18 protein-coding genes and 1 pseudogene are annotated in these 17,858 nt (G+C 61.8%); 9 read left to right on the forward strand and 10 right to left on the reverse strand.

From position 1 onward, the window contains the following. Nucleotides 1–23: 23 nt before the first annotated feature. Entirely contained in the window at nucleotides 24–476 is a 453-nt protein-coding gene (locus NKI41_RS24960) for a nucleoside deaminase (protein WP_352474534.1), read from the forward strand. A gap of 83 nt (nucleotides 477–559) precedes the next feature. Here the strand turns inward: NKI41_RS24960 and NKI41_RS24965 are convergent, their stop codons facing one another. Both NKI41_RS24965 and ileS read right to left on the reverse strand, forming a co-directional pair. After that, a complete protein-coding gene (locus NKI41_RS24965; RefSeq protein ID WP_352453465.1) occupies nucleotides 560–1,240 on the reverse strand; it encodes a hypothetical protein in 681 nt (226 codons plus the stop codon). A gap of 195 nt (nucleotides 1,241–1,435) precedes the next feature. Next, nucleotides 1,436–4,426, reverse strand: a complete 2,991-nt coding sequence (gene ileS, locus NKI41_RS24970; protein WP_352685520.1) for an isoleucine--tRNA ligase — start codon at nucleotides 4,424–4,426, stop codon at nucleotides 1,436–1,438. 312 nt (nucleotides 4,427–4,738) lie between these two features. On the opposite strand from ileS, the gene NKI41_RS24975 reads away from it, so the two are divergent. Both NKI41_RS24975 and NKI41_RS24980 read left to right on the forward strand, forming a co-directional pair. Next, nucleotides 4,739–5,113: an Xre family toxin-antitoxin system antitoxin gene (locus NKI41_RS24975; RefSeq protein ID WP_254817430.1), complete on the forward strand. Its 375-nt coding sequence runs from the start codon at nucleotides 4,739–4,741 to the stop codon at nucleotides 5,111–5,113. A gap of 2 nt (nucleotides 5,114–5,115) precedes the next feature. Beyond that, nucleotides 5,116–5,550: an RES family NAD+ phosphorylase gene (locus NKI41_RS24980; protein WP_254817429.1), complete on the forward strand. Its 435-nt coding sequence runs from the start codon at nucleotides 5,116–5,118 to the stop codon at nucleotides 5,548–5,550. A 16-nt stretch (nucleotides 5,551–5,566) separates the two neighbouring features. Here the strand turns inward: NKI41_RS24980 and NKI41_RS24985 are convergent, their stop codons facing one another. Next, a complete protein-coding gene (locus tag NKI41_RS24985) occupies nucleotides 5,567–6,370 on the reverse strand; it encodes a MipA/OmpV family protein (RefSeq protein WP_352685521.1) in 804 nt (267 codons plus the stop codon). A 196-nt stretch (nucleotides 6,371–6,566) separates the two neighbouring features. After that, the gene (locus NKI41_RS24990) at nucleotides 6,567–7,472 is read right to left on the reverse strand and encodes an alpha/beta hydrolase (protein ID WP_352685522.1); all 906 of its coding nucleotides are present in this window, start codon (nucleotides 7,470–7,472) and stop codon (nucleotides 6,567–6,569) included. A 343-nt stretch (nucleotides 7,473–7,815) separates the two neighbouring features. Here NKI41_RS24990 and NKI41_RS24995 point away from each other — a divergent pair, with 343 nt between their 5' ends. Beyond that, on the forward strand, nucleotides 7,816–8,370 hold the full coding sequence (locus tag NKI41_RS24995; protein ID WP_352685523.1) for an HdeD family acid-resistance protein: 555 nt from the start codon (nucleotides 7,816–7,818) through the stop codon (nucleotides 8,368–8,370). A 78-nt stretch (nucleotides 8,371–8,448) separates the two neighbouring features. Here the strand turns inward: NKI41_RS24995 and NKI41_RS25000 are convergent, their stop codons facing one another. Both NKI41_RS25000 and NKI41_RS25005 read right to left on the reverse strand, forming a co-directional pair. Further along, on the reverse strand, nucleotides 8,449–9,432 hold the full coding sequence (locus tag NKI41_RS25000) for a bifunctional riboflavin kinase/FAD synthetase (protein ID WP_352541594.1): 984 nt from the start codon (nucleotides 9,430–9,432) through the stop codon (nucleotides 8,449–8,451). A gap of 9 nt (nucleotides 9,433–9,441) precedes the next feature. Then, nucleotides 9,442–10,302: a TIGR01459 family HAD-type hydrolase gene (locus tag NKI41_RS25005; RefSeq protein WP_352503369.1), complete on the reverse strand. Its 861-nt coding sequence runs from the start codon at nucleotides 10,300–10,302 to the stop codon at nucleotides 9,442–9,444. 338 nt (nucleotides 10,303–10,640) lie between these two features. Here NKI41_RS25005 and NKI41_RS25010 point away from each other — a divergent pair. Further along, a pseudogene (locus tag NKI41_RS25010) lies at nucleotides 10,641–12,607 on the forward strand (pilus assembly protein TadG-related protein). A gap of 120 nt (nucleotides 12,608–12,727) precedes the next feature. Then, nucleotides 12,728–13,360, forward strand: coding sequence for a LysE family translocator (locus tag NKI41_RS25015; protein WP_352685524.1), 633 nt, complete (start codon nucleotides 12,728–12,730; stop codon nucleotides 13,358–13,360). 6 nt (nucleotides 13,361–13,366) lie between these two features. Here the strand turns inward: NKI41_RS25015 and NKI41_RS25020 are convergent, their stop codons facing one another. Together NKI41_RS25020 and NKI41_RS25025 are read right to left on the reverse strand one after the other, a co-directional pair. Further along, the gene (locus NKI41_RS25020; protein ID WP_352541597.1) at nucleotides 13,367–14,191 is read right to left on the reverse strand and encodes a DUF2189 domain-containing protein; all 825 of its coding nucleotides are present in this window, start codon (nucleotides 14,189–14,191) and stop codon (nucleotides 13,367–13,369) included. 144 nt (nucleotides 14,192–14,335) lie between these two features. Then, a complete protein-coding gene (locus NKI41_RS25025; RefSeq protein WP_352685525.1) occupies nucleotides 14,336–15,040 on the reverse strand; it encodes a glutathione S-transferase family protein in 705 nt (234 codons plus the stop codon). A gap of 108 nt (nucleotides 15,041–15,148) precedes the next feature. Between NKI41_RS25025 and NKI41_RS25030 the strand changes: the two genes are divergently transcribed. Continuing rightward, the gene (locus NKI41_RS25030; protein WP_352474516.1) at nucleotides 15,149–15,514 is read left to right on the forward strand and encodes a winged helix-turn-helix transcriptional regulator; all 366 of its coding nucleotides are present in this window, start codon (nucleotides 15,149–15,151) and stop codon (nucleotides 15,512–15,514) included. Between the two features lie 276 nt (nucleotides 15,515–15,790). Here the strand turns inward: NKI41_RS25030 and NKI41_RS25035 are convergent, their stop codons facing one another. Further along, a complete protein-coding gene (locus NKI41_RS25035) occupies nucleotides 15,791–16,240 on the reverse strand; it encodes an SgcJ/EcaC family oxidoreductase (protein WP_352685526.1) in 450 nt (149 codons plus the stop codon). Between the two features lie 62 nt (nucleotides 16,241–16,302). Between NKI41_RS25035 and NKI41_RS25040 the strand changes: the two genes are divergently transcribed. Next, a complete protein-coding gene (locus NKI41_RS25040; RefSeq protein WP_352685527.1) occupies nucleotides 16,303–16,758 on the forward strand; it encodes a MarR family winged helix-turn-helix transcriptional regulator in 456 nt (151 codons plus the stop codon). Nucleotides 16,759–16,993: 235 nt separating this feature from the next. Next, nucleotides 16,994–17,512 (forward strand): CAP domain-containing protein, encoded by a 519-nt coding sequence (locus NKI41_RS25045; RefSeq protein ID WP_352685528.1) that lies wholly within the window; start codon nucleotides 16,994–16,996, stop codon nucleotides 17,510–17,512. 43 nt (nucleotides 17,513–17,555) lie between these two features. On the opposite strand, the gene NKI41_RS25050 is transcribed toward NKI41_RS25045, so the two are convergent. After that, a partial coding sequence (locus NKI41_RS25050; RefSeq protein WP_352685529.1) for an EAL domain-containing protein occupies nucleotides 17,556–17,858 on the reverse strand: 303 nt, incomplete at its 5' end.

Here is a 17,858-nt window from a genome sequence, read left to right on the forward strand (position 1 = left end):
GAGATAATCGGAATGGAAACCGCGTGAAGCGGCAGGATTTCATGGCACTGGCGCTGAAAGAAGCCGAAGCCGCCGCCCAGCGTGGCGAGGTGCCGGTTGGCGCGGTCGTCGTCGGCGGCGATACGGTCGTTGCGAGTGCCGGCAACCGCACCCGCGAGTTTGCCGATCCCACCGCCCATGCCGAGATGCTGGCGATCCGCGAGGCCTGCCGCAAGCTTTCCAGCGAGCGGCTCAGCGGCCACGATCTCTATGTGACGCTGGAGCCGTGCGCCATGTGTGCCGGCGCCATCTCCTTCGCCAGGCTGCGCCGGCTTTATTTCGGCGCTGCGGACGAGAAGGGCGGCGCAGTGGTCAACGGCGTTCGCTTCTTCACGTCACCGACCTGCCACCATGTGCCCGACATCTATCCGGGCATGGCCGAGAACGCAGCAGCAGCATTGCTGAAGGACTTTTTTCGCGAGCGACGCGGAGCCTGATTTTCTGGTCCGGCAGACGGTCCATCCAAGTCAGCCAATCCAGCCAGCCAATCCAGGGCAAGAACGTCTCTGGCGCCGTCAGCCTACCAGGGCAGCCAGTCGAACATGCCGCCGCTCTTACTCTTGGCAGCCGCCTCCCTCTTGAGGCGGCGTTCCTTCTTGTACTCGTCCTCGCCGAGGTCACCCTGCGGCGCGGTGGCGGCGGCAGCGCGGTATTGCACCGGTGGCTCGCTCAGATATCTGCGGGTGGTCGGGTCGCCCTGTTTGCCTTCAGCCCGGCGGCGCATGATTTCCGCGGCGCGGCTCTTGTCCGAATCGGCCGGAGTCCAGGCTGGCGGGTGGCTCGAGCCCGACAGCTTCAGCGCGGCCTTGACCGACGCCGGATCCGTCTGCACGTCATCGATGACCTGCGCCTGGTAGGCCGGGTCGTCCTGATGCAGGGTGGCATCGGCGCGCAGGCGGGCACGGCGCTGCTCCGGCGATTCGGGCCATTCGGCACTCGCCGTCTCGATGCTTTCCTGCGGCGGCGGCAAGACTTCCTTCTGCCCCGGCCCTGGCTTCACCAGTGTGGGGCGCGGCTTGTAGTCGATACTATCCTTGCGCTTGGGTGCGAAGGAAAAAGCCCCGGTGAGGTCGCCGGCAAGCTGCGCGCCCGCGGTCTTGTCGGTCCCGTAAGTGGGCGAGCCCATGCAGCCGGACAAAGCGAGGCCCGATACGACAAGCGGCGCCAGCAGCGCAACGCGCGCGTAAGTTCTCTCGGTCATGCCAAAAAGTCCCACTGTAGACAGCCTCTCGATTGCCGCCGGCCAAAGAAAGGTCCGGTCCCCATCGCCTATGCTCTTCCGACGGAATTCCGGCGACAATTTGTCGTCCGGAGTTTCGCGTGTTTACCTCAACCACTCGTTAAGGGCAACGCGCGGGGGCCGATCGGCCGCCCGCCGTGGCATTTGTGCACCGCCTTAAAGACGGCTCAAAGCCTTCAGCTCATGCAGAACAGCGGCGTCACGGGCCGAAACATCCGGGAATTCCGGATCTGAGCCGACATCGGCGGTGTAGCGCCAGGAGCGCGCGCACTTCACCAGGCCACGGTCCTCCGCCTTCTCGACGACCACGGCGACGCCCTTGACGTCGTCGAGGGTAAAGCTGCCCGCCGACGCCTTGCCGTGCACGATTGCCAGATCGCTGGTGATCGCCATCTCGGCCATATCGACATCGGCGATCGCCGCTTCGAGCGCGGCATCGTCGAGGGTGACGACCGGCACCGCTTCCAGCGAAGAGCCGATGACCTTCTGCGCACGGGCAATTTCCAGCGCCCCGGTGACGACACGGCGAACCTGCCGAACCTTGCGCCACTTCTCCGCCAGCGCTTCGTTCCTCCAGTCCGCCGGGATTTCCGGGAACTGGTCGAGATGCACGGAGACCGCATCCGGATGACGGTCGAGCCAAGCCTCTTCCATGGTGAAGGGCAGCATCGGCGCCAACCATTTCACCAGGCAGTCGAAGAGATGGCGCACCACCTGCACTGAAGCCTTGCGCTTCACGCTGGAAGGCGCTTCGCAGTAAAGCGCGTCCTTGCGGATGTCGAAATAGAAGGCCGACAGCTCTACCACCATGAAGTCGAGCAGCGCGCGGGTGATGCGCTTGAATTCGAACGCGTCGTAGCCCGAGCGTACGACCTCATCGAGTTCAGCGAGCCGGTGCAGCATCAGCCGCTCCAGTTCAGGCATCTTATCCAGCGGCACCTCCTCGCCATCGTCGTGGGCGAGCGTGCCCAACATCCAGCGGATGGTGTTGCGCAGCTTGCGGTAGGCGTCGATATTGGTCTGCAGCACGTTCTTGCCGAGCCGCTGGTCTTCCCAATAATCGGTCGTCACCACCCACAGCCGCAAGATGTCGGCGCCGGACTGCCTGATGACGTCCTGCGGCACGACGGTGTTGCCGAGCGACTTCGACATTTTCCGCCCCTCCTCATCCATGGTGAAGCCATGGGTGACGACGGTGTCGTAGGGCGCCCTGCCCCTGGTGCCGCAGCTTTCGAGCAGCGAGGAGTGGAACCAGCCGCGATGCTGGTCGGAGCCTTCGAGATAGACGTCGGCCGGCCATTTCAGGTCGGGCCGGTCCTCAAGCGTGAAGGCATGCGTCGAGCCTGAATCGAACCAGACATCGAGGATGTCCATGACCTGCTGCCATTTCGAGGCATCGTGATTGCCGAGGAACCGCTCCTTGGCGCCGGCGGCGAACCAGGCGTCGGCGCCTTCTTTCTCGAAGGCGTCCATGATGCGCCGGTTGACTGCCTCGTCGCGCAGCACATTGCCGTCGGCATCGGCAAAGACGGCGATCGGCACGCCCCAGGCGCGCTGGCGCGACAGCACCCAGTCGGGGCGCTCCTCGATCATGGCGCGGATGCGGTTCTGGCCGGCGGCGGGCACGAAGCGGGTATCGTCGATGGCTTTCAGGGCGCGGCTGCGCAGCGTCGTGCCGTCGCCAAGCTCCTTGTCCATATAGACGAACCATTGCGGCGTGTTGCGGAAGATGATCGGCTTCTTCGAGCGCCAGGAATGCGGATAGGAGTGCTTCAGGCGGCCGCGCGCGAACAGCGCGTTGCGCTTGATCAGCTCGTCGATGACAGCCTGGTTGGCGTTGCCCTTCTTGCCATTGTCGTCGATGACGCGCGCCGCTCCACCCTCGCGGTCCTGGCCGAAGCCCGGCGCGTCCTTGGTGAAGAAGCCGGCATCGTCGACGGTGAAGGGGATCGCGGTGTCGATGCCACGCTGGCGAAGATCAGAGGCAGCATCCATCCAGGCGTCGAAGTCTTCGCGGCCATGTCCCGGCGCGGTGTGGACGAAACCGGTGCCGGCATCGTCAGTGACGTGATCGCCGGCGAGCATCGGCACGGGGAAATCGTAGCCGCCACCCAGAGCTTTGAGGGGATGCGAAAGCGTAAGGTTTTCAAGCTCTTCGGCGCCAACGCTGCGAAGCCGATTCAGAGTGACCTTGGCCTTCGCGGCAGCGTCGTCCGCAAGCTTCTCGGCAAAGATCAGCTTTTCGCCGGGCTGAGGACCAAAGGCGTTCTCGGCCGCCGTAACCTCGTAGAGACCATAATTGATGCGCGGCGAGTAGTTGACGGCGCGGTTGCCGGGGATCGTCCACGGCGTCGTCGTCCAGATGACGACGTTGGCATCAAGCAGATCGAGCGACGTCTGCGTCAGCTTGGGATCAAGGGCTGGCTGCCCATCCTTGATGTTGATGACCTGGCGAGCGAGGCTGACGACCGGAAACTTCGCCCAGATCGTGTCCGACTCATAGTCCTGGTATTCGACCTCCGCCTCGGCCAGCGCGGTGCGCTCGACCACACTCCACATCACCGGCTTGGAGCCGCGATAGAGCTGGCCGGACATGGCGAATTTCAGCAGCTCGCCGGCGATGCGCGCCTCGGCATGGAAAGCCATCGTCGTATAGGGATTGTCGAAGTCGCCGACGACGCCGAGCCGCTGGAATTCGGAACCCTGCACCTTGATCCAGTGCGCCGCAAACTCACGGCATTCCTGCCGGAACTCGTTGACCGGCACCTCGTCCTTGTTCTTGCCCTTGGCGCGGTACTGCTCCTCGATCTTCCATTCGATCGGCAGGCCGTGGCAATCCCAGCCTGGTACATAGTTCGAGTCATAGCCGCGCATCTGGAACGAGCGGGTGATGACGTCCTTGAGGATCTTGTTCAGTGCGTGGCCGATATGGATGTTGCCATTGGCGTAGGGCGGGCCGTCGTGCAGCACGTATTTTTCGCGGCCGACTGCGTCTTCGCGCAACTTGCGGTAAAGGTCCATGTCCTGCCAGCGCTTGACCAGCAGCGGTTCCTTTTCCGGCAACCCGGCGCGCATCGGGAAATCCGTCTGCGGCAGGTAGAGCGTTTTGGAATAATCGATCGTCTCGGCGGTCTCGGTATCAGTCATTCGTCTGCCATATGCGTTGCCGGCGGCAAAAGAGCCCGGGCGTTGAACTATCATGATCTGGAAAAGCGCGAGAGGCCGCGCGCAAGATTCCCGGCGGCTCCGGCGGCGGTCAGGCCGCCCGGAGCACCGGGCCTGTAATTCGTATCGCAGGCGCGAGAAGGCGCGAAAAGCTCGTCATGGCTGGGCTTTTAACCGAGACAGGCGATATTGAAAAGCCCGAACTCTGATGCTTCCTTGCGGAAGGTGCCAATTGCGCATACATTTGTAGGCAAATGGCAAGCAGAATGGCCTGCAGTGCCAAGGAAACAATTCATGTCGGTCGCAGCAAGGGCAATTCGCGCAACACACGACTTTTCCGTCCCTACGGACAAGATCGATCATCTGCGCAGTCTGGGTTTCAGTAGCGAAGAACTCTATCGTATCGTTGCCCCCCGCCGCACGCTGGCGCGTCGCAAGGAACATGCCGAGCCGCTTTCGCCAGCTGAATCCGACCGCGCCCTGCGCCTTGAACGCATCGCCGAGCAGGCGGATCGGGTATTCGGTAGCCATGAGAAAGCCCAGCGTTGGCTGAGAAGCGAGATCATAGCATTGGATGGTGCAAGGCCGATCGATCTCCTTGAGACAGAGACCGGCGCCCACGTCGTTTCCGAAGAGCTTATCCGTATCGACTTTGGCATGCTTGCCTGACGATGCGCATCTGGCGCATCTCCAATTTCGCGGATCTCTCGGGTCGTGGCGGAACGCTCGTTGATGGAAGATGGAACAGGCGCGGAATGCCCATCGTCTATTGCACCGACCACCCTTCGACGGCACTGCTGGAGATACTGGTGCATGCGACGCGCGAAACCGTTCCGGAAACCTACCAGCTTATCGAAATCGACGTTCCGGACGGAATAGAAATGACCGAACCGGTTATCCATGACGGCTGGGACAAGGACATGGAATCAACACGGCGACAGGGCACGGACTTTCTCTCGGCCAATCGTTACGCGCTCATGAAAATTCCTTCGATCATAATGCGCAAGGCAAACAACTATCTGCTCAACCCGACCCATGACGATGCGTCACGCATTACGATTGCGGGCCTATACCATTATCCGTTCGACAGCCGTTTGATCAAATGAGCCGACGCCCGCCCGCTCACATCGAGAAATCGAAGCGATAGGTCGTCGACACGCCGATCATGAACTGATCCCTGGAGCCGCGCTCCTTGACCAGGCTGGAATCGGCGGCCGGGCCTATCAGGCGGGAATATTCGCCGAACAGACTGGCCGTCATCGGCTCGGTCACCTTCCAGGTCACCGCGCCGCCCAGGCCCGCCGACTTCACCCCGCCGCCGGGATGATATTCGCTAAGTCCCGAGGCCAGGGACTCCTTGGCATCAACGCCATAATAGGCGTCGAAATAGTCCGATGAGGCGAACGAAACGCGCGGTCCGGCCGAAATCCTGACGTCGGGCGTCACATCGTAAAAGGCGTCGGCGGCGATGTCGGCGACAAAACCGTTATGGGCGCGAATGCCGTGCCGCAATTCGGCGCGGGCACGCAGCCAATCCAAAGGATAGAATTCGAAGAAGCCGCCGGCCTCGCCGCCCCAGCGCACCGGGTCGAGACCCTTCAATTCGTCGGCGTCACCACCGTCGCGGGAAAACAGGAACTTGCCTGTCAGGCCGGCGCGGACGCCGCCATCGTCGATCCATGCCAATGAAATATTGTCGTTGCGCGAGGTGAAGCGCGCCGCGGGGCCAGCCTTGCCGAGCGAGATGATCGGCGAGGCACTGAGCAGGTACTTCTTGCCGCCCTCGAAATTCGGGGCAACCATGCCGGTGGCGCCGACCGTCAGGTACCAGTCTCCGGACAGCCAGCCGAAGGTGCCCTCGCCGGCCTTGGCAACGCCGCAGGTGCCGAGCATGAATGCGGCCAAGATCGTCGGGACAGACCGCATCGTTACTCCATACGTCGAACGCATTGGCCGATACAACCAGCCTTGACTGAAGCCATGGCGCCAGTTCGGTAAAATTTGACTTAATATCCGCAACATTGGCCGCGTTGGGGCCTGTTCCGCGTTGCAGTCGATTGTTTGGCGCACCAAGATTCCAGATCAAGTGTTTGGAATACGATAGCAGTTGCCTCGGCAGGGGTTACAAACATTCGCGGACAAACATGCCTGCGCTGTGAAGAGCACGGCGACCGGCGCTCAACCCCGCATTCCAAACCGGCCAAGCGTGAATCATATGCGGCCAAATTTCGAGACCTACTTTAACGTCAGCCGCGCCAGCGGCTTCGGCGAGCCGAGTTGCGTCCGACAACAGCGTCTCGGCCGAACCGGCTTGTATCAGCATTGGGGGAAATCCGCTCAGATCGGCGAACAAGGGCGAGATCAGCGGATCGCGCCGACCAACGCCATTGGGAACATAGGCCGTTGCCAGTTCCTCCAAATACGCCCGGTGGATGATAGGGTCGATTGCGTCCTTGGTTGATAGTGTCGCGCCGGACATCGAAAGGTCCGTCCAGGGCGAAACCAGCCAAAGACATTGCGGCAACGGCTCGCCTGACGTGAGCAATATACTGACCAGGCACAGAGTGAGGTTGCCGCCCGCACTGTCTCCGCCAACCACGATGCGGTCCGACGCGATGCCTTGCCGGCTCAGAAAGCGCCATGCGGTGAGTGCGTCTTCATGTTGCGCAGGGAAAGGATGTTCCGGTGCGCGGCGATAGTCGATCGCGAGGGTGCGCATTCCCATTCCCCGACCTGCCTCGGTCACCATTCGACGATGACTTTTAAGAGAGCCGGAGCAGTAGCCACCACCGTGGAAAAACAGCAGAATCTTGTCCCTGTCACTCCCAGGCGCCAGCGACCACTCTCCCTCGAGGCCATCGAAAACCACATGCTCGCATCGGATGTCCTCCGCGACTGGCCACACCGAACCGACTTCGTCGAGCCGTGCCCGGCGTTCGTCCCAGCGGACCGTTCGAGGCTTTGAGGTCAACAACCTGCGGACGGCGTTGATCTCCGTCAGATCGAGGTGTTCGTCCGCATCGCTCATTTTGCTTCCCTAGCCTCATCAAGCGTAGAAAACGGCATATAGCAGCAGCACACGTCATCGTATAAAGGGCCAATGCCAGCACTGGGAATTTTCGTTACACTTGCGCCGCGGCGAATACACGGGACGACGGGTCGCCCGTAAACCCGCTTGTTATCTTTTAGCACTGGCTCACCCCCCACATGATCGAATTATTCCATCTGGTATTTGGCCGCTTCGGGTCAAAAACGGAGGTCTAGCGGATCGCTCGGGAGTGTGGCGCTCACAGCCTGCTCGCTGGACGGGCAAGGCGATCGGCGCTACCTTCCGGAACAAAGAAGCTAGGCAACCTTGAGGGAAAAGGGCAATGACCGTGCACAGCGATGCCATGAAAGACGCCATTGGCCAGACGCGGGCGAAATGGGGGTGGTTCGTGGCGCTCGGGGTGCTGCTGCTTGTCTTCGGCGGCATCGCCTTCGGCAATCTGTTCATCGCAACCGTCGCCTCCGTCTTTGTCGTGGGCTGGCTGATGCTGATGGCCGGCATTGTCGAGATCATCCATGCCTTCGGCGTGAAGACATGGGGCCGTTTCTTCTATTGGCTGCTCAGCGGCCTCCTCTACGCCGTCGCCGGCTTCTTCGCCTTCGACAATCCGGTCCTCGCCTCGACGGTGCTGACCTTCCTCCTGGCGGTCGCGCTGCTTGCCTCAGGCGTGCTCAGGGCCTGGGTCGGCTACAGCCACCGGCCGCAGCCGGGCTGGGGCTGGGTGGTCGCGGCCGGCGTCATCAGCGCGCTGGCGGGACTGGTCATCGCCATGGGCTGGCCGGTCAACAGCGTGTGGGTGCTGGGCCTGTTCCTGGCCGTCGACCTGATCTTCCAGGGCTGGAGCTTCATCGCCCTTGGCTTGGCGCTGAAGAGATAAATTCTGGTTGAGCATGATCTTAATCGGAAAACCGGTTCCCACTTTTTGCTTCGCTGACCTTCGGTTCGGGACCATGCTCTAAAAAGCTATGGCCGCGTCCAGCCCGGAAAGCGGCCTGACGCCGGCGAGCAGTGCCTTCGCCTCGGCCTCGTCACGCTTCATCTGGGCGACCAGCGCGTCAAGCCCGTCGAACCTCACCTCCGAGCGCAGGTAGCCGAAGAAGGACACTGCACAAATCTCGCCGTAGAGGTCGCCGGAAAAGTCGAAGACGAAGGTCTCCAGCAATGGCGCGCCATTGTCGTCGACCGTCGGCCGGCGGCCGAAGCTGGCGACGCCATCGTGAAGCGAACCGTCGGCGCGGCGGAAGCGGACGGCATAAATCCCTTCCTTGAGGGTGGCTTCCGGCGAAAGCCTCATGTTTGCGGTGGGAAAGCCGAGTGTCCGGCCGAGCTGCTGGCCGCCGATCACCTCCGCCTCGACGGTGAAACGGTAGCCGAGCAAACCGGCGGCCTCGGCCACATTGCCCTCGCACAGCAGCGTGCGTATGCGGCTCGACGACACCACCTCGGCGCTTTCGTCACGAAACGCATCCACCAGCGTGACGCCGAAGCCGTGGCGCTCGCCGGCAGCCATCAGATAGGCCGGGCCGCCCTGGCGGTCCTTGCCGAAATGGAAATCGAAGCCGGTGACGGCGTGGCTTATGCCGAGATTGCGCTCGAGCACGCCGGTGACGAAAGCCTCCGCCGACAAGGCGGCGAACTCGCGTGTGAACGGCTGCTCGACCAGCGCCGCAAAGCCCAGATGCGACAACAGCCGTGCCTTCATCGGCGGCGGCGTCAGCACGAACAACGGCATGTCCGGCCTGAACACCTTTCGCGGATGCGGTACGAAGGTCAGCACCAGGGCGGGTACGCCTCGACGCTCCGCTTCGGCGCGCGCGCGTTCGAGCACCGCCTGGTGGCCGCGGTGGACGCCGTCGAAATTGCCGATAGCCACCACGCCGCCGCGCAGATGGGCCGGCAGCGGTGCGGTTGCGGAAATGCGTTCGAACATTGCCGTCATGGCTTGAACCTATTGCAGCCTGGGAATCACCGCGACCGGCCTGTAGCCATATTTTTCCAGGAAGGCCGCGAGCCTGGCCGGATCCGGCTGCAGCGTCTCACCGTAATCGCGGGCATGGATGCCGCCTGATACGTAGAGCACGTCGAAGCCATTGTCGGCCGCGCCCTTGATGTCGGTCATCATGCCGTCGCCGATGGCCAGAACTTGCGAACGCTCGACCGGGCGGCCGAGAATGACGGCGATCTCCTTCATGGCGACATCATAGACCGGCGCGTAGGGTTTGCCGGCGATCAGCGTGCGTCCGCCAAGCTGTGCGTATTCGCGGGCCAAAGCGCCCGCGCACCAGATCATGCGTTCGCCGCGCTCGACGACGATGTCGGGATTGGCGCAAATGAAGGGCAGGTTCCTGGCACGCAGCCGCAGCAGAAGATCGGCATAATCCTCCGGCTTCTCCACCTCGTCGTCGAACAGGCCAGTGCAGACCACGCCGGATGCTTCGAACTCCTCGACGAGTTCGACGTCGAGGCCCTCATAGAGCGTGAAATCCCGATCGGCGCCTATGTGGAAGATCTTTCGCGGCCCTTCCGCGATCAGGTCGCGGGTAACGTCGCCGGACGTCACGACACGGTCGTAGGCGGCGGGAGGAACGCCGATGGCGTTCATCTGCGCCACCACGTCGGCGCTGCGACGCGGCGAATTGGTGATCAGCACGACAGGTATTTTCGCCGCGCGAGCAGCGATCAGCGCGGCAGCCGCCGCCGGGAAATGCCATTCGCCGTTGTGCACCACGCCCCAGACGTCGCACAGGATGGCTGAATAGGCTCCCGACAAGTCTGCGAGCGAACCGATGATGTCGGGCGAATCCGCCATGCCGTTGTCCCTGTACCATGATGCTTGCAAGCGCCGCGACCGACGGTCCGCCGCGACCGGCTGGGATTAACCGAAGCGCTTCACCCTGTCACCAGCTTTCATAGCGCCGCAAGATTGTCGCACGGGGACGCCGGCGAGCACGCGATGGTGAAAGCTTTTCTTTTCCAGCGCCTTATCCCCTTTTTTAGAGGCTTTGCCGCGGGAAGCTCGGAGCAGCATTGCCGATTGCGGACGCGTGGTTAACAGGGATTGAAAACCCGTACCGGCCTTGAACGTATTTCAGCAATCGGAAATTTAAAAATGCGTGGCATCGTCCGGGAAAAATGGGGCGGGCGGGAATGCTGAAGGCAATAGTCGGAGAATTCCGACACGACAGACGTGGCAACTACTCGTTAATGACTGCAATCACCATTGTGCCGCTGATGGCCGGTCTGGCGCTCAGTGTCGACTACGGGGAGTTGCTGCGCCAAAAGCACGAAACGCTGAACGCCCTTGATGCGGCCGGCCTCGCCGCCGCCCAGCAGATCGTTGCCGGCGCCAGCGACGACGACGTCAAGGCCTACGCCAAGACATTTTTCGAAACCAATCTCGCACGTATCGACCCGGCGAATACAGCGCTGACCGTCACGCTGCCCAACAACAATGCCGGCGGCGGCACCCTGAAGCTCTGCGCCAGCCTCACCTTCCATCCCTATTTTCTACCGGCCGCCAGCCTGCTGATCGGCGGCACGGCAAGCGACACGACCTCACCGAATGTTCGGAACTCCGCCTCAAGAACACCCTCGAAGTCGCGCTTGTGCTGGATAATTCCGGCTCGATGAGTGATCTCGGCTCCGGCACCGGCGAGAAGCGAATAAACCTGCTGAAGTCGGCCGCCAAGCAGCTTGTCGATACGCTGGCGCTTCAGGCGCAGCAGATGAAGCAGATCACCAAACCGGTGCAGTTTTCTCTCGTGCCGTTTGCGGCCTCGGTCAATGTCGGCCCTACCCACGACCAGGACGGCTGGATGGATCAGGACGGCATGTCCCCGATCCAGCACGAGGATTTCGACTGGACGACGATGAGTGCCGCCAACAATCCGGACAAATATGCCGAGAAGCTCAACGGCGTCTGGTACAAGCGCGGCACCGGCTGGGGCGAGACCAAGGACCAGCCGCTGACCCGTTTCAGCCTCTACGCCGACATGACGGTCGAATCGGGCCGCGAAGAGGTACCCAATTCGAAGCAATATGTCTGCGACACATACAAGAAGAACGGCACCTGCCAGTACGGCCATTGGAGCGCACCGGAATATATCTACACCACAAGCCGCTATGCGAGCTGGCAAGGTTGCGTCGAAGCACGGCCATATCCCTACAATGTCAGCGACACCACGCCCGATACAACCGCGCCGGCCACGCTTTTCGTGCCGATGTTCGCCCCGGATGAGGCTGGCACTCTGTGGCTCGATTTCAACCGTGACGGCATCAACGACGTCATCGGCACGTCCTACAATTACGGCAACAACTGGTGGGCCGATTGGCCCTATGTCGCCGGTCCTACCGCTTCCCAGCGCCAGTCTGACATGCGCAAATATTTCCTTGTAAAACCATACGGTTCGCAATCCGCAGCCGCAGGCGATGGGCCGAATTCCTCCTGCACCACCAACCCGATCACGCCGTTGAAGGACGTCAGCCAGGACGCAGAGAAGCAGGAGATCAAGGACGCCATCGACGCCATGGCGCCGAACGGCAACACCAACGTGCCGGAGGGGCTTGCCTGGGGCTGGCGAACTGTATCGAGCAACCCACCGTTCTCCGAGGGCCGGTCGAACAGCGAGAGGGGCAACGACAAGGTGGTCGTGGTGCTGACCGACGGAGCCAATACCTATAGCGCCGTCAGCGACAGCAGCTATGCCAACAACAGGTCGACCTACGCCGCCTACGGCTACACTGGCCTGACCTATCCGGGATCTGGAAGCGTAACCCGCCTGTTCATGAATACCAGCACCGATATTGGCAAGACCACCTATACCGGTGCCAACTACACGGCAGCACTCGACGAGCAGATGAAAACGCTCTGCGCCAATGCAAAGAATTCAAATATTCTGGTGATGACGGTGGCGCTCGACCTGTCACCCACAGATGCCGGCGACAAGAAGGCAATCGATGCGCTGAAGGCATGTTCCTCGGATTCGCGCTTCCGCAAGGATCCGGCGGACCCGAGCAAGCCGGTCAAGCTGTTCTGGAATGCGACAGGCGCGACGCTGTCCGACAATTTCAAGGAAATCGCCAACGAATTGTCGAACCTGCGCATCGTCGGCTGAAGGCGATGGGATTGGCGACTAAGGCAGGGGGGCCCGGCGCGCTGGCGCAAAGGCTCCTGCCGTCATGCCCTTGCGGGTTATGGAAGCATGTGGTGAGTGTCCCCACCCGGAGATGCGCTCTTGCCTGAACCCGCCAACCATCTTGCCTTCGCGCTGGTCTGCCTCGGTATGGTGCTGACGCCTGGCCCGAACATGATCTATCTGATCTCGCGCTCGCTGTCGCAAGGGCCGAAGGCCGGACTGATCTCGCTGGGCGGCGTGGCGCTCGGTTTTTTGTTCTACGTGCTGTCGGCGGCGTTCGGCATCACCGCGTTGCTGCTCGCCGTGCCCTTTGCCTATGATGTGCTGCGCCTTGCCGGCGCGCTCTATTTGCTGTGGCTCGCCTGGCAAGCGGTGAAGCCCGGCGGGCGCTCGCCCTTCCAGATCCGCGAACTGCCGAGAGACAGGCCGCGCAAGCTGTTCGCCATGGGCCTGATGACCAACCTGCTCAACCCGAAGGTGGCAGCGCTCTATCTGTCGCTGCTGCCGCAATTCATCAGCCCCGGCAAGGGCCACGTGCTGTCGCAGCTTCTGGTGCTCGGTGCCACACAGGTCGCGATCAGCCTGACCGTCAACGCCATCATCGCGGTGACGGCCGGCTCGATCGCCCTCTTCCTCGCCGGGCGGCCGCTATGGCTGGTGATCCAGCGCTGGATGATGGGCACGGTGCTGACCGCGCTGGCCGTCAAGATGGCAACCGACGCGCAACGCTGATCGGTCCTACATCGGCCGCCGGTCCGGCTGTGCCCGCTCCGGTTCGACCACCCTGCGGTAAAGATGCCAGGTCGCGTGGCCAAGGATGGGCATGACGACGGCAAGCCCGGCAAATAGCGGGATCGAGCCGATGACCAGCAGCACGGCGACCATCAGGCCCCACAGCGCCATCTGCAGCGGGTTTGTCAGAACTGCCCTTGCCGACGTCTCGATTGCCGAGACCGCGCCGACATCGCGGTCGAGCAGCAGCGGAAAGGCGACGACGGTCGTCGCCAGCACGATCGCGGCAAAGGCGAACCCGGCCAGGTTGCCGAGCAGGATCAGTGTCCAGCCCTTGCTGGTCGTCAGCACTTCGCGAATAAAGCCGACGATAGAGGCCGGAGGCTGATTGCCGTACAGGCTGGTGTAGATCGATTGCGCGGTGAACAGCCAGAGCAGGAACAGTACCACCAGCATGATACCGATGACTGCAATCGCGGGCAGCGCCGGCGAGTGGCGCACGTCGAGCGCATGCCACCAGGATGTATCCATGCCGAACTCGCGCCGGCGGCTGATTTCGTAAAGGCCGATTGCGGCGAACGGGCCGACCAAAGCGAAGCCGGACATCAGCGGATAGATGAGCTGGATGGCGTTCGAGCCCGAGGTCCACTGCGTCAGGATCAGGCCGACCACCGGATAGATCAGGCACAGGAACACATAATGCGACGGCTTGGCCCAGAAATCCTCTACGCCGAGACGGAGCGCATCGATCAGATCCTCGGTGCTGATGCGGCGCACCGTGGGCTGTACATGCATTCCACGTGCGTCCGCCATGACATGAAAGCCGGCCATAACCTTTCTCCCGTGTGTCGGAGCGGTCACCGCCAGGATGGCCGCCCGCAGCTGCCACTTCAACAACGCCCCCGTATGATAGCCGATCTCGGCGTGCTTGTCGCCACCGCCCGGCGCCGGGGCACCGGGCGCTGAACGAACAGTTTACACCGCGAAGCGATCGATCACCTCGGCCAGCGGCACGTGACCGAGGCAAGCGCCGGACCCGGCGGGCTTTTCGCCAGCCTCGACAGCGAGCGCGTATCGCACGGCCGGATCGGCTTCGATGCGGCGGCGTAGCGCCGCCAGCCTGGGATAAGCGGCGCCGTCGACCGCCTGGTGGAACTCCGCCCAGCGCGCTACGCCGATCAGCGTGGTATCGGCAAGCGTCGGCCGGTCGCCGACCAGGAAATCCGTGTCGAGGATCATCGCCTCGAGCTGGTCATGGCGGTTGGTAACGACCTTGCGGCCGAAATCACGCAAGGTCGCCAGCAGCACCGGTTCGGCCGATTCCATTTCATAAGCCGCCCAGAGCGGGGTGAAAGCGGCGGTGAAACCGGTGTTCACGAAAGCCATCAGCTGATGCATCCGGTCGCCCTCCGGCGAGCGAGGATCGAAGCTGATACGGCGTTGCGTGTCGCGGGCTTCGAGCCAGGCGGCAATCGCCATGGTCTCGGTGAGCACCCTGCCTTCGTCGGTGATCAACACCGGCGTTTCCTGACGGCCGTTGATGCTGGCATAGGCGTCGTTCTTCATCTCAGTGAGCATATCGACGCGACACAGGCGGTAGGGTTGTCCGACGCGTTCAAATGCAGCGACAAGCCCCATCGAACTTCCCAGCGGGAAGCCGTAAAGGAGAACAGGTTCCATTTCTTTGTCTCTTCCATGATTTAGGGATTACGCTGCGCAGCGAAACTTGACCCTAAACGCTGGTCGCCCCATGTAAATTACGCACTATTCTGTAACCAGGTCCCCGCCATGAAAGATGTCGTCTCACGCTGCCCGATCGAGGAGACTATGCGTGTGCTCAGCGGTCGCTGGCCCACCTTGCTGCTCTACTACCTCAAGGACGGGACCAAGCGCTTCAGCGATTTGAGGCGTGACAACCCGACAGTTTCGCACCGCATTCTGGCGCTGGAACTGCGCAAGCTGGAGGAAGCCGGGATCGTGCGGCGAACGGCGCGTACCGGCTATCCGCTTCGCGTGGATTACGACCTCACGGAGCCCGGTCTCAAACTTGTGCCACTCATCGACGCCCTGGGCGATTGGTGGGAAGATACCGAGGACGATCGGGCCGACCGGGCTACATCGACGCCGGAAACCAAACTCGTGGCGGCGGAATAGCCGACCGGCGATCACCGCGGCAAAGAACTGCCGGCGAGAGCCCAGAGCGCTCCAAGCCGTTCATACATTAGATTCCGCAAGACCAAGGCGACCGGCTATGGGGCGCGCCATTGTGGCCAGCCAAACCGGGACAAGGCACCGCCATCCGGCACCAACTCCTGTAGCATAGCTCGCCAATCCCGATCACCTGACCCGCCGTTCGATCTCGTTGCCCGATCAGATCGGCTTGACCATGCTGGCTGGCTGTCGCTTTCGATCCTGACGTGAACGAAGAGCCTACTTATCCTCTTGAAGTTTCTCCTGAGACTCTGCCATTTGATCGTCCCCAAGTTCCATATTGTGCATCGTTGCAATCAACCATTCGTCATGATCCCGCGTCGCCACTACGCTGATTAATCCGCGCCGACGCGGCCATTCGTTTCCCATCGGATCGAGCGCGCCAGTCATAGACCACCGCAGGTCGAGCGTGGCAACATCAGGGCGAACAAGCCTGTTCCGCACGCTTTCGGCGGATAGATGGCTGTGCTTGAACATCTTCTCAAAAATTGGGGCATGGAACTGCTCGATCTTGTCACGTCCAGTCGCCTGCATACCGAAGACGTTTGTAAACTCGGCATCTGCCGCGAATACGGCGGCAAAGGCGCGAGCATCGTGACGATTCCAAGCTTCGATCAGCCTGTGCGCGACACTTTCCACCCCTTCAGTTCGGATGTTGCCGGTAGCCATGCTGACCTCCTGTCATATAGTTCGGTTGCCATACTATATGGGCACCATATAAGTTTGGAAAGATGGATAATCAGCCATACACGCAGTCTCTGCTTCTCTATGCTTATCAATCGTCGGCGAGCGCTTTGGTCCAGGTTCTCCGGGAGAGCGGCCATTCGGCAATCAAGCCCAAACACGGCGCTGTATTCGCCAACATCGACGCAGAAGGAACCCGATCCAGCGTCCTCGCAGAGCGTGCTGGCATTGGCAAAGCATCGATGGGTGAGTTGATCGATGAACTGGAGCGCCTTGGTTATGTTCGGCGTTCGCATGATCCGAACGACCGACGGGCCAAATTAATCGTTGCAACTGACGCGGCGCTTGCGGTGATCCGGACCGTCCACGATTTCAATCAGCGTCTCGAAGACCAATACCGAAGGCTGCTTGGTGCTCAGGCGTACGAATCGCTCCGGTCGTCACTGCAAGCGATATCCCCCAGCAAAAATTTGCAACCGAGGATACCTCGCCAGCGCTCGTGAAGCCGCAAAGGTAGGGCAAAAGAAACTCTCTGTCCGTGAAGGCCTGACTGGGTATCGAGCTCCTGGGAGTGTCGAGCCCGAACAGCCGTCTGGGCGAATGCTGCCATCCGAGCAGGCCTGTTTCGATTGAGCGGTGAAATCAGTCTGACGCAGTGCCATCGCGTCGAAACCATTCATCACGCATTTTCACCGCTCTGCCCGGCAAAAGCCATGATCGCGGTTATGTCAGGCCGGCATGACCGTTACGAAAATCGAAAATTATCAGGCCCAACCAAGCCTAAGCAGGCGCGTGCTGCTCAGAGCTGCCGGCCTTGGCGCCCTTGCCGGGCTCACCGGATGCGCAACCGCCGTGCTGCCTACCGGCGAAAGCGCCGGTGTCTCTGCTTCCGCCGCCGGCACGCTGGCCGGCATCCGCGCTTCGGCGGGTCTCGGGCCGCTTGTCCCCGATGCGCAGATCGAGCAGGCGGCGCTGCAGCAGGCCGGATATATGGCGCGCGGCGGCCGAATGAACCACACCACCGGCTGGGGCAAGGACTTTGCCTCGCGCGTCAAAGACAATGGCATTGCCGGCGCTGCCGCCGAAAACATCGCCGAAGGCCGCTTCGACCAGCAGAGGCTGTTTGATATCTGGGTGCATTCGCCAGGCCACCGCCGCAACATGCTCGACCCGCGCTTCACCCGCTTCGGCCTCGCCTATGTGCGCGACGGCCGCGACAGCACGCTTCGCTATTGGTGCCTTGTGCTCGGTAGATAATTTCCGCCATTTGGTCGGCGGAAGCCTGCAGGATGGCCGACCGTCAGTCTTTGCGGCCGCCGCCGAGCAATTCCTCGACGTCCTGCGCACAAACCGGCCTGCTGAAATGATAGCCCTGCATTTCGTCGCAATTGTTCCTGCGCAGGAAAGCCACCTGATCATCTGTCTCAACGCCCTCGGCGATGACCCTCAGGTTGAGATTTTGCCCCAATGAAATCACCGCGCTGGCCACAGCCTGATCGTTCTCGTCGGCGGCGAGATCGTCGACCGTGAACAATCCGGCCCCTAAGCGGCGACCGGCTTGGGCCGGAGTTGGAAGAGAGCGATCAAGAGGGACAAAAAACCC

It is taken from the genome of Mesorhizobium sp. M0601 (assembly GCF_040320845.1).
Lineage (GTDB): Bacteria > Pseudomonadota > Alphaproteobacteria > Rhizobiales > Rhizobiaceae > Mesorhizobium.

What these genes read in the sequence shown, in the direction of transcription:
- NKI41_RS24965 (WP_352453465.1), bottom strand. Translation starts at nt 1,240, where the DNA reads ATGACCGAGAGAACTTACGCGCGCGTTGCGCTGCTGGCGCCGCTTGTC.
- ileS (WP_352685520.1), bottom strand. Translation starts at nt 4,426, where the DNA reads ATGACTGATACCGAGACCGCCGAGACGATCGATTATTCCAAAACGCTC.
- NKI41_RS24975 (WP_254817430.1), top strand. Translation starts at nt 4,739, where the DNA reads ATGTCGGTCGCAGCAAGGGCAATTCGCGCAACACACGACTTTTCCGTC.
- NKI41_RS24980 (WP_254817429.1), top strand. Translation starts at nt 5,116, where the DNA reads ATGCGCATCTGGCGCATCTCCAATTTCGCGGATCTCTCGGGTCGTGGC.
- NKI41_RS24985 (WP_352685521.1), bottom strand. Translation starts at nt 6,370, where the DNA reads ATGCGGTCTGTCCCGACGATCTTGGCCGCATTCATGCTCGGCACCTGC.
- NKI41_RS24990 (WP_352685522.1), bottom strand. Translation starts at nt 7,472, where the DNA reads ATGAGCGATGCGGACGAACACCTCGATCTGACGGAGATCAACGCCGTC.
- NKI41_RS24995 (WP_352685523.1), top strand. Translation starts at nt 7,816, where the DNA reads ATGACCGTGCACAGCGATGCCATGAAAGACGCCATTGGCCAGACGCGG.
- NKI41_RS25000 (WP_352541594.1), bottom strand. Translation starts at nt 9,432, where the DNA reads ATGACGGCAATGTTCGAACGCATTTCCGCAACCGCACCGCTGCCGGCC.
- NKI41_RS25005 (WP_352503369.1), bottom strand. Translation starts at nt 10,302, where the DNA reads ATGGCGGATTCGCCCGACATCATCGGTTCGCTCGCAGACTTGTCGGGA.
- NKI41_RS25020 (WP_352541597.1), bottom strand. Translation starts at nt 14,191, where the DNA reads ATGGCCGGCTTTCATGTCATGGCGGACGCACGTGGAATGCATGTACAG.
- NKI41_RS25025 (WP_352685525.1), bottom strand. Translation starts at nt 15,040, where the DNA reads ATGGAACCTGTTCTCCTTTACGGCTTCCCGCTGGGAAGTTCGATGGGG.
- NKI41_RS25030 (WP_352474516.1), top strand. Translation starts at nt 15,149, where the DNA reads ATGAAAGATGTCGTCTCACGCTGCCCGATCGAGGAGACTATGCGTGTG.
- NKI41_RS25035 (WP_352685526.1), bottom strand. Translation starts at nt 16,240, where the DNA reads ATGGCTACCGGCAACATCCGAACTGAAGGGGTGGAAAGTGTCGCGCAC.
- NKI41_RS25040 (WP_352685527.1), top strand. Translation starts at nt 16,303, where the DNA reads ATGGATAATCAGCCATACACGCAGTCTCTGCTTCTCTATGCTTATCAA.
- NKI41_RS25045 (WP_352685528.1), top strand. Translation starts at nt 16,994, where the DNA reads ATGACCGTTACGAAAATCGAAAATTATCAGGCCCAACCAAGCCTAAGC.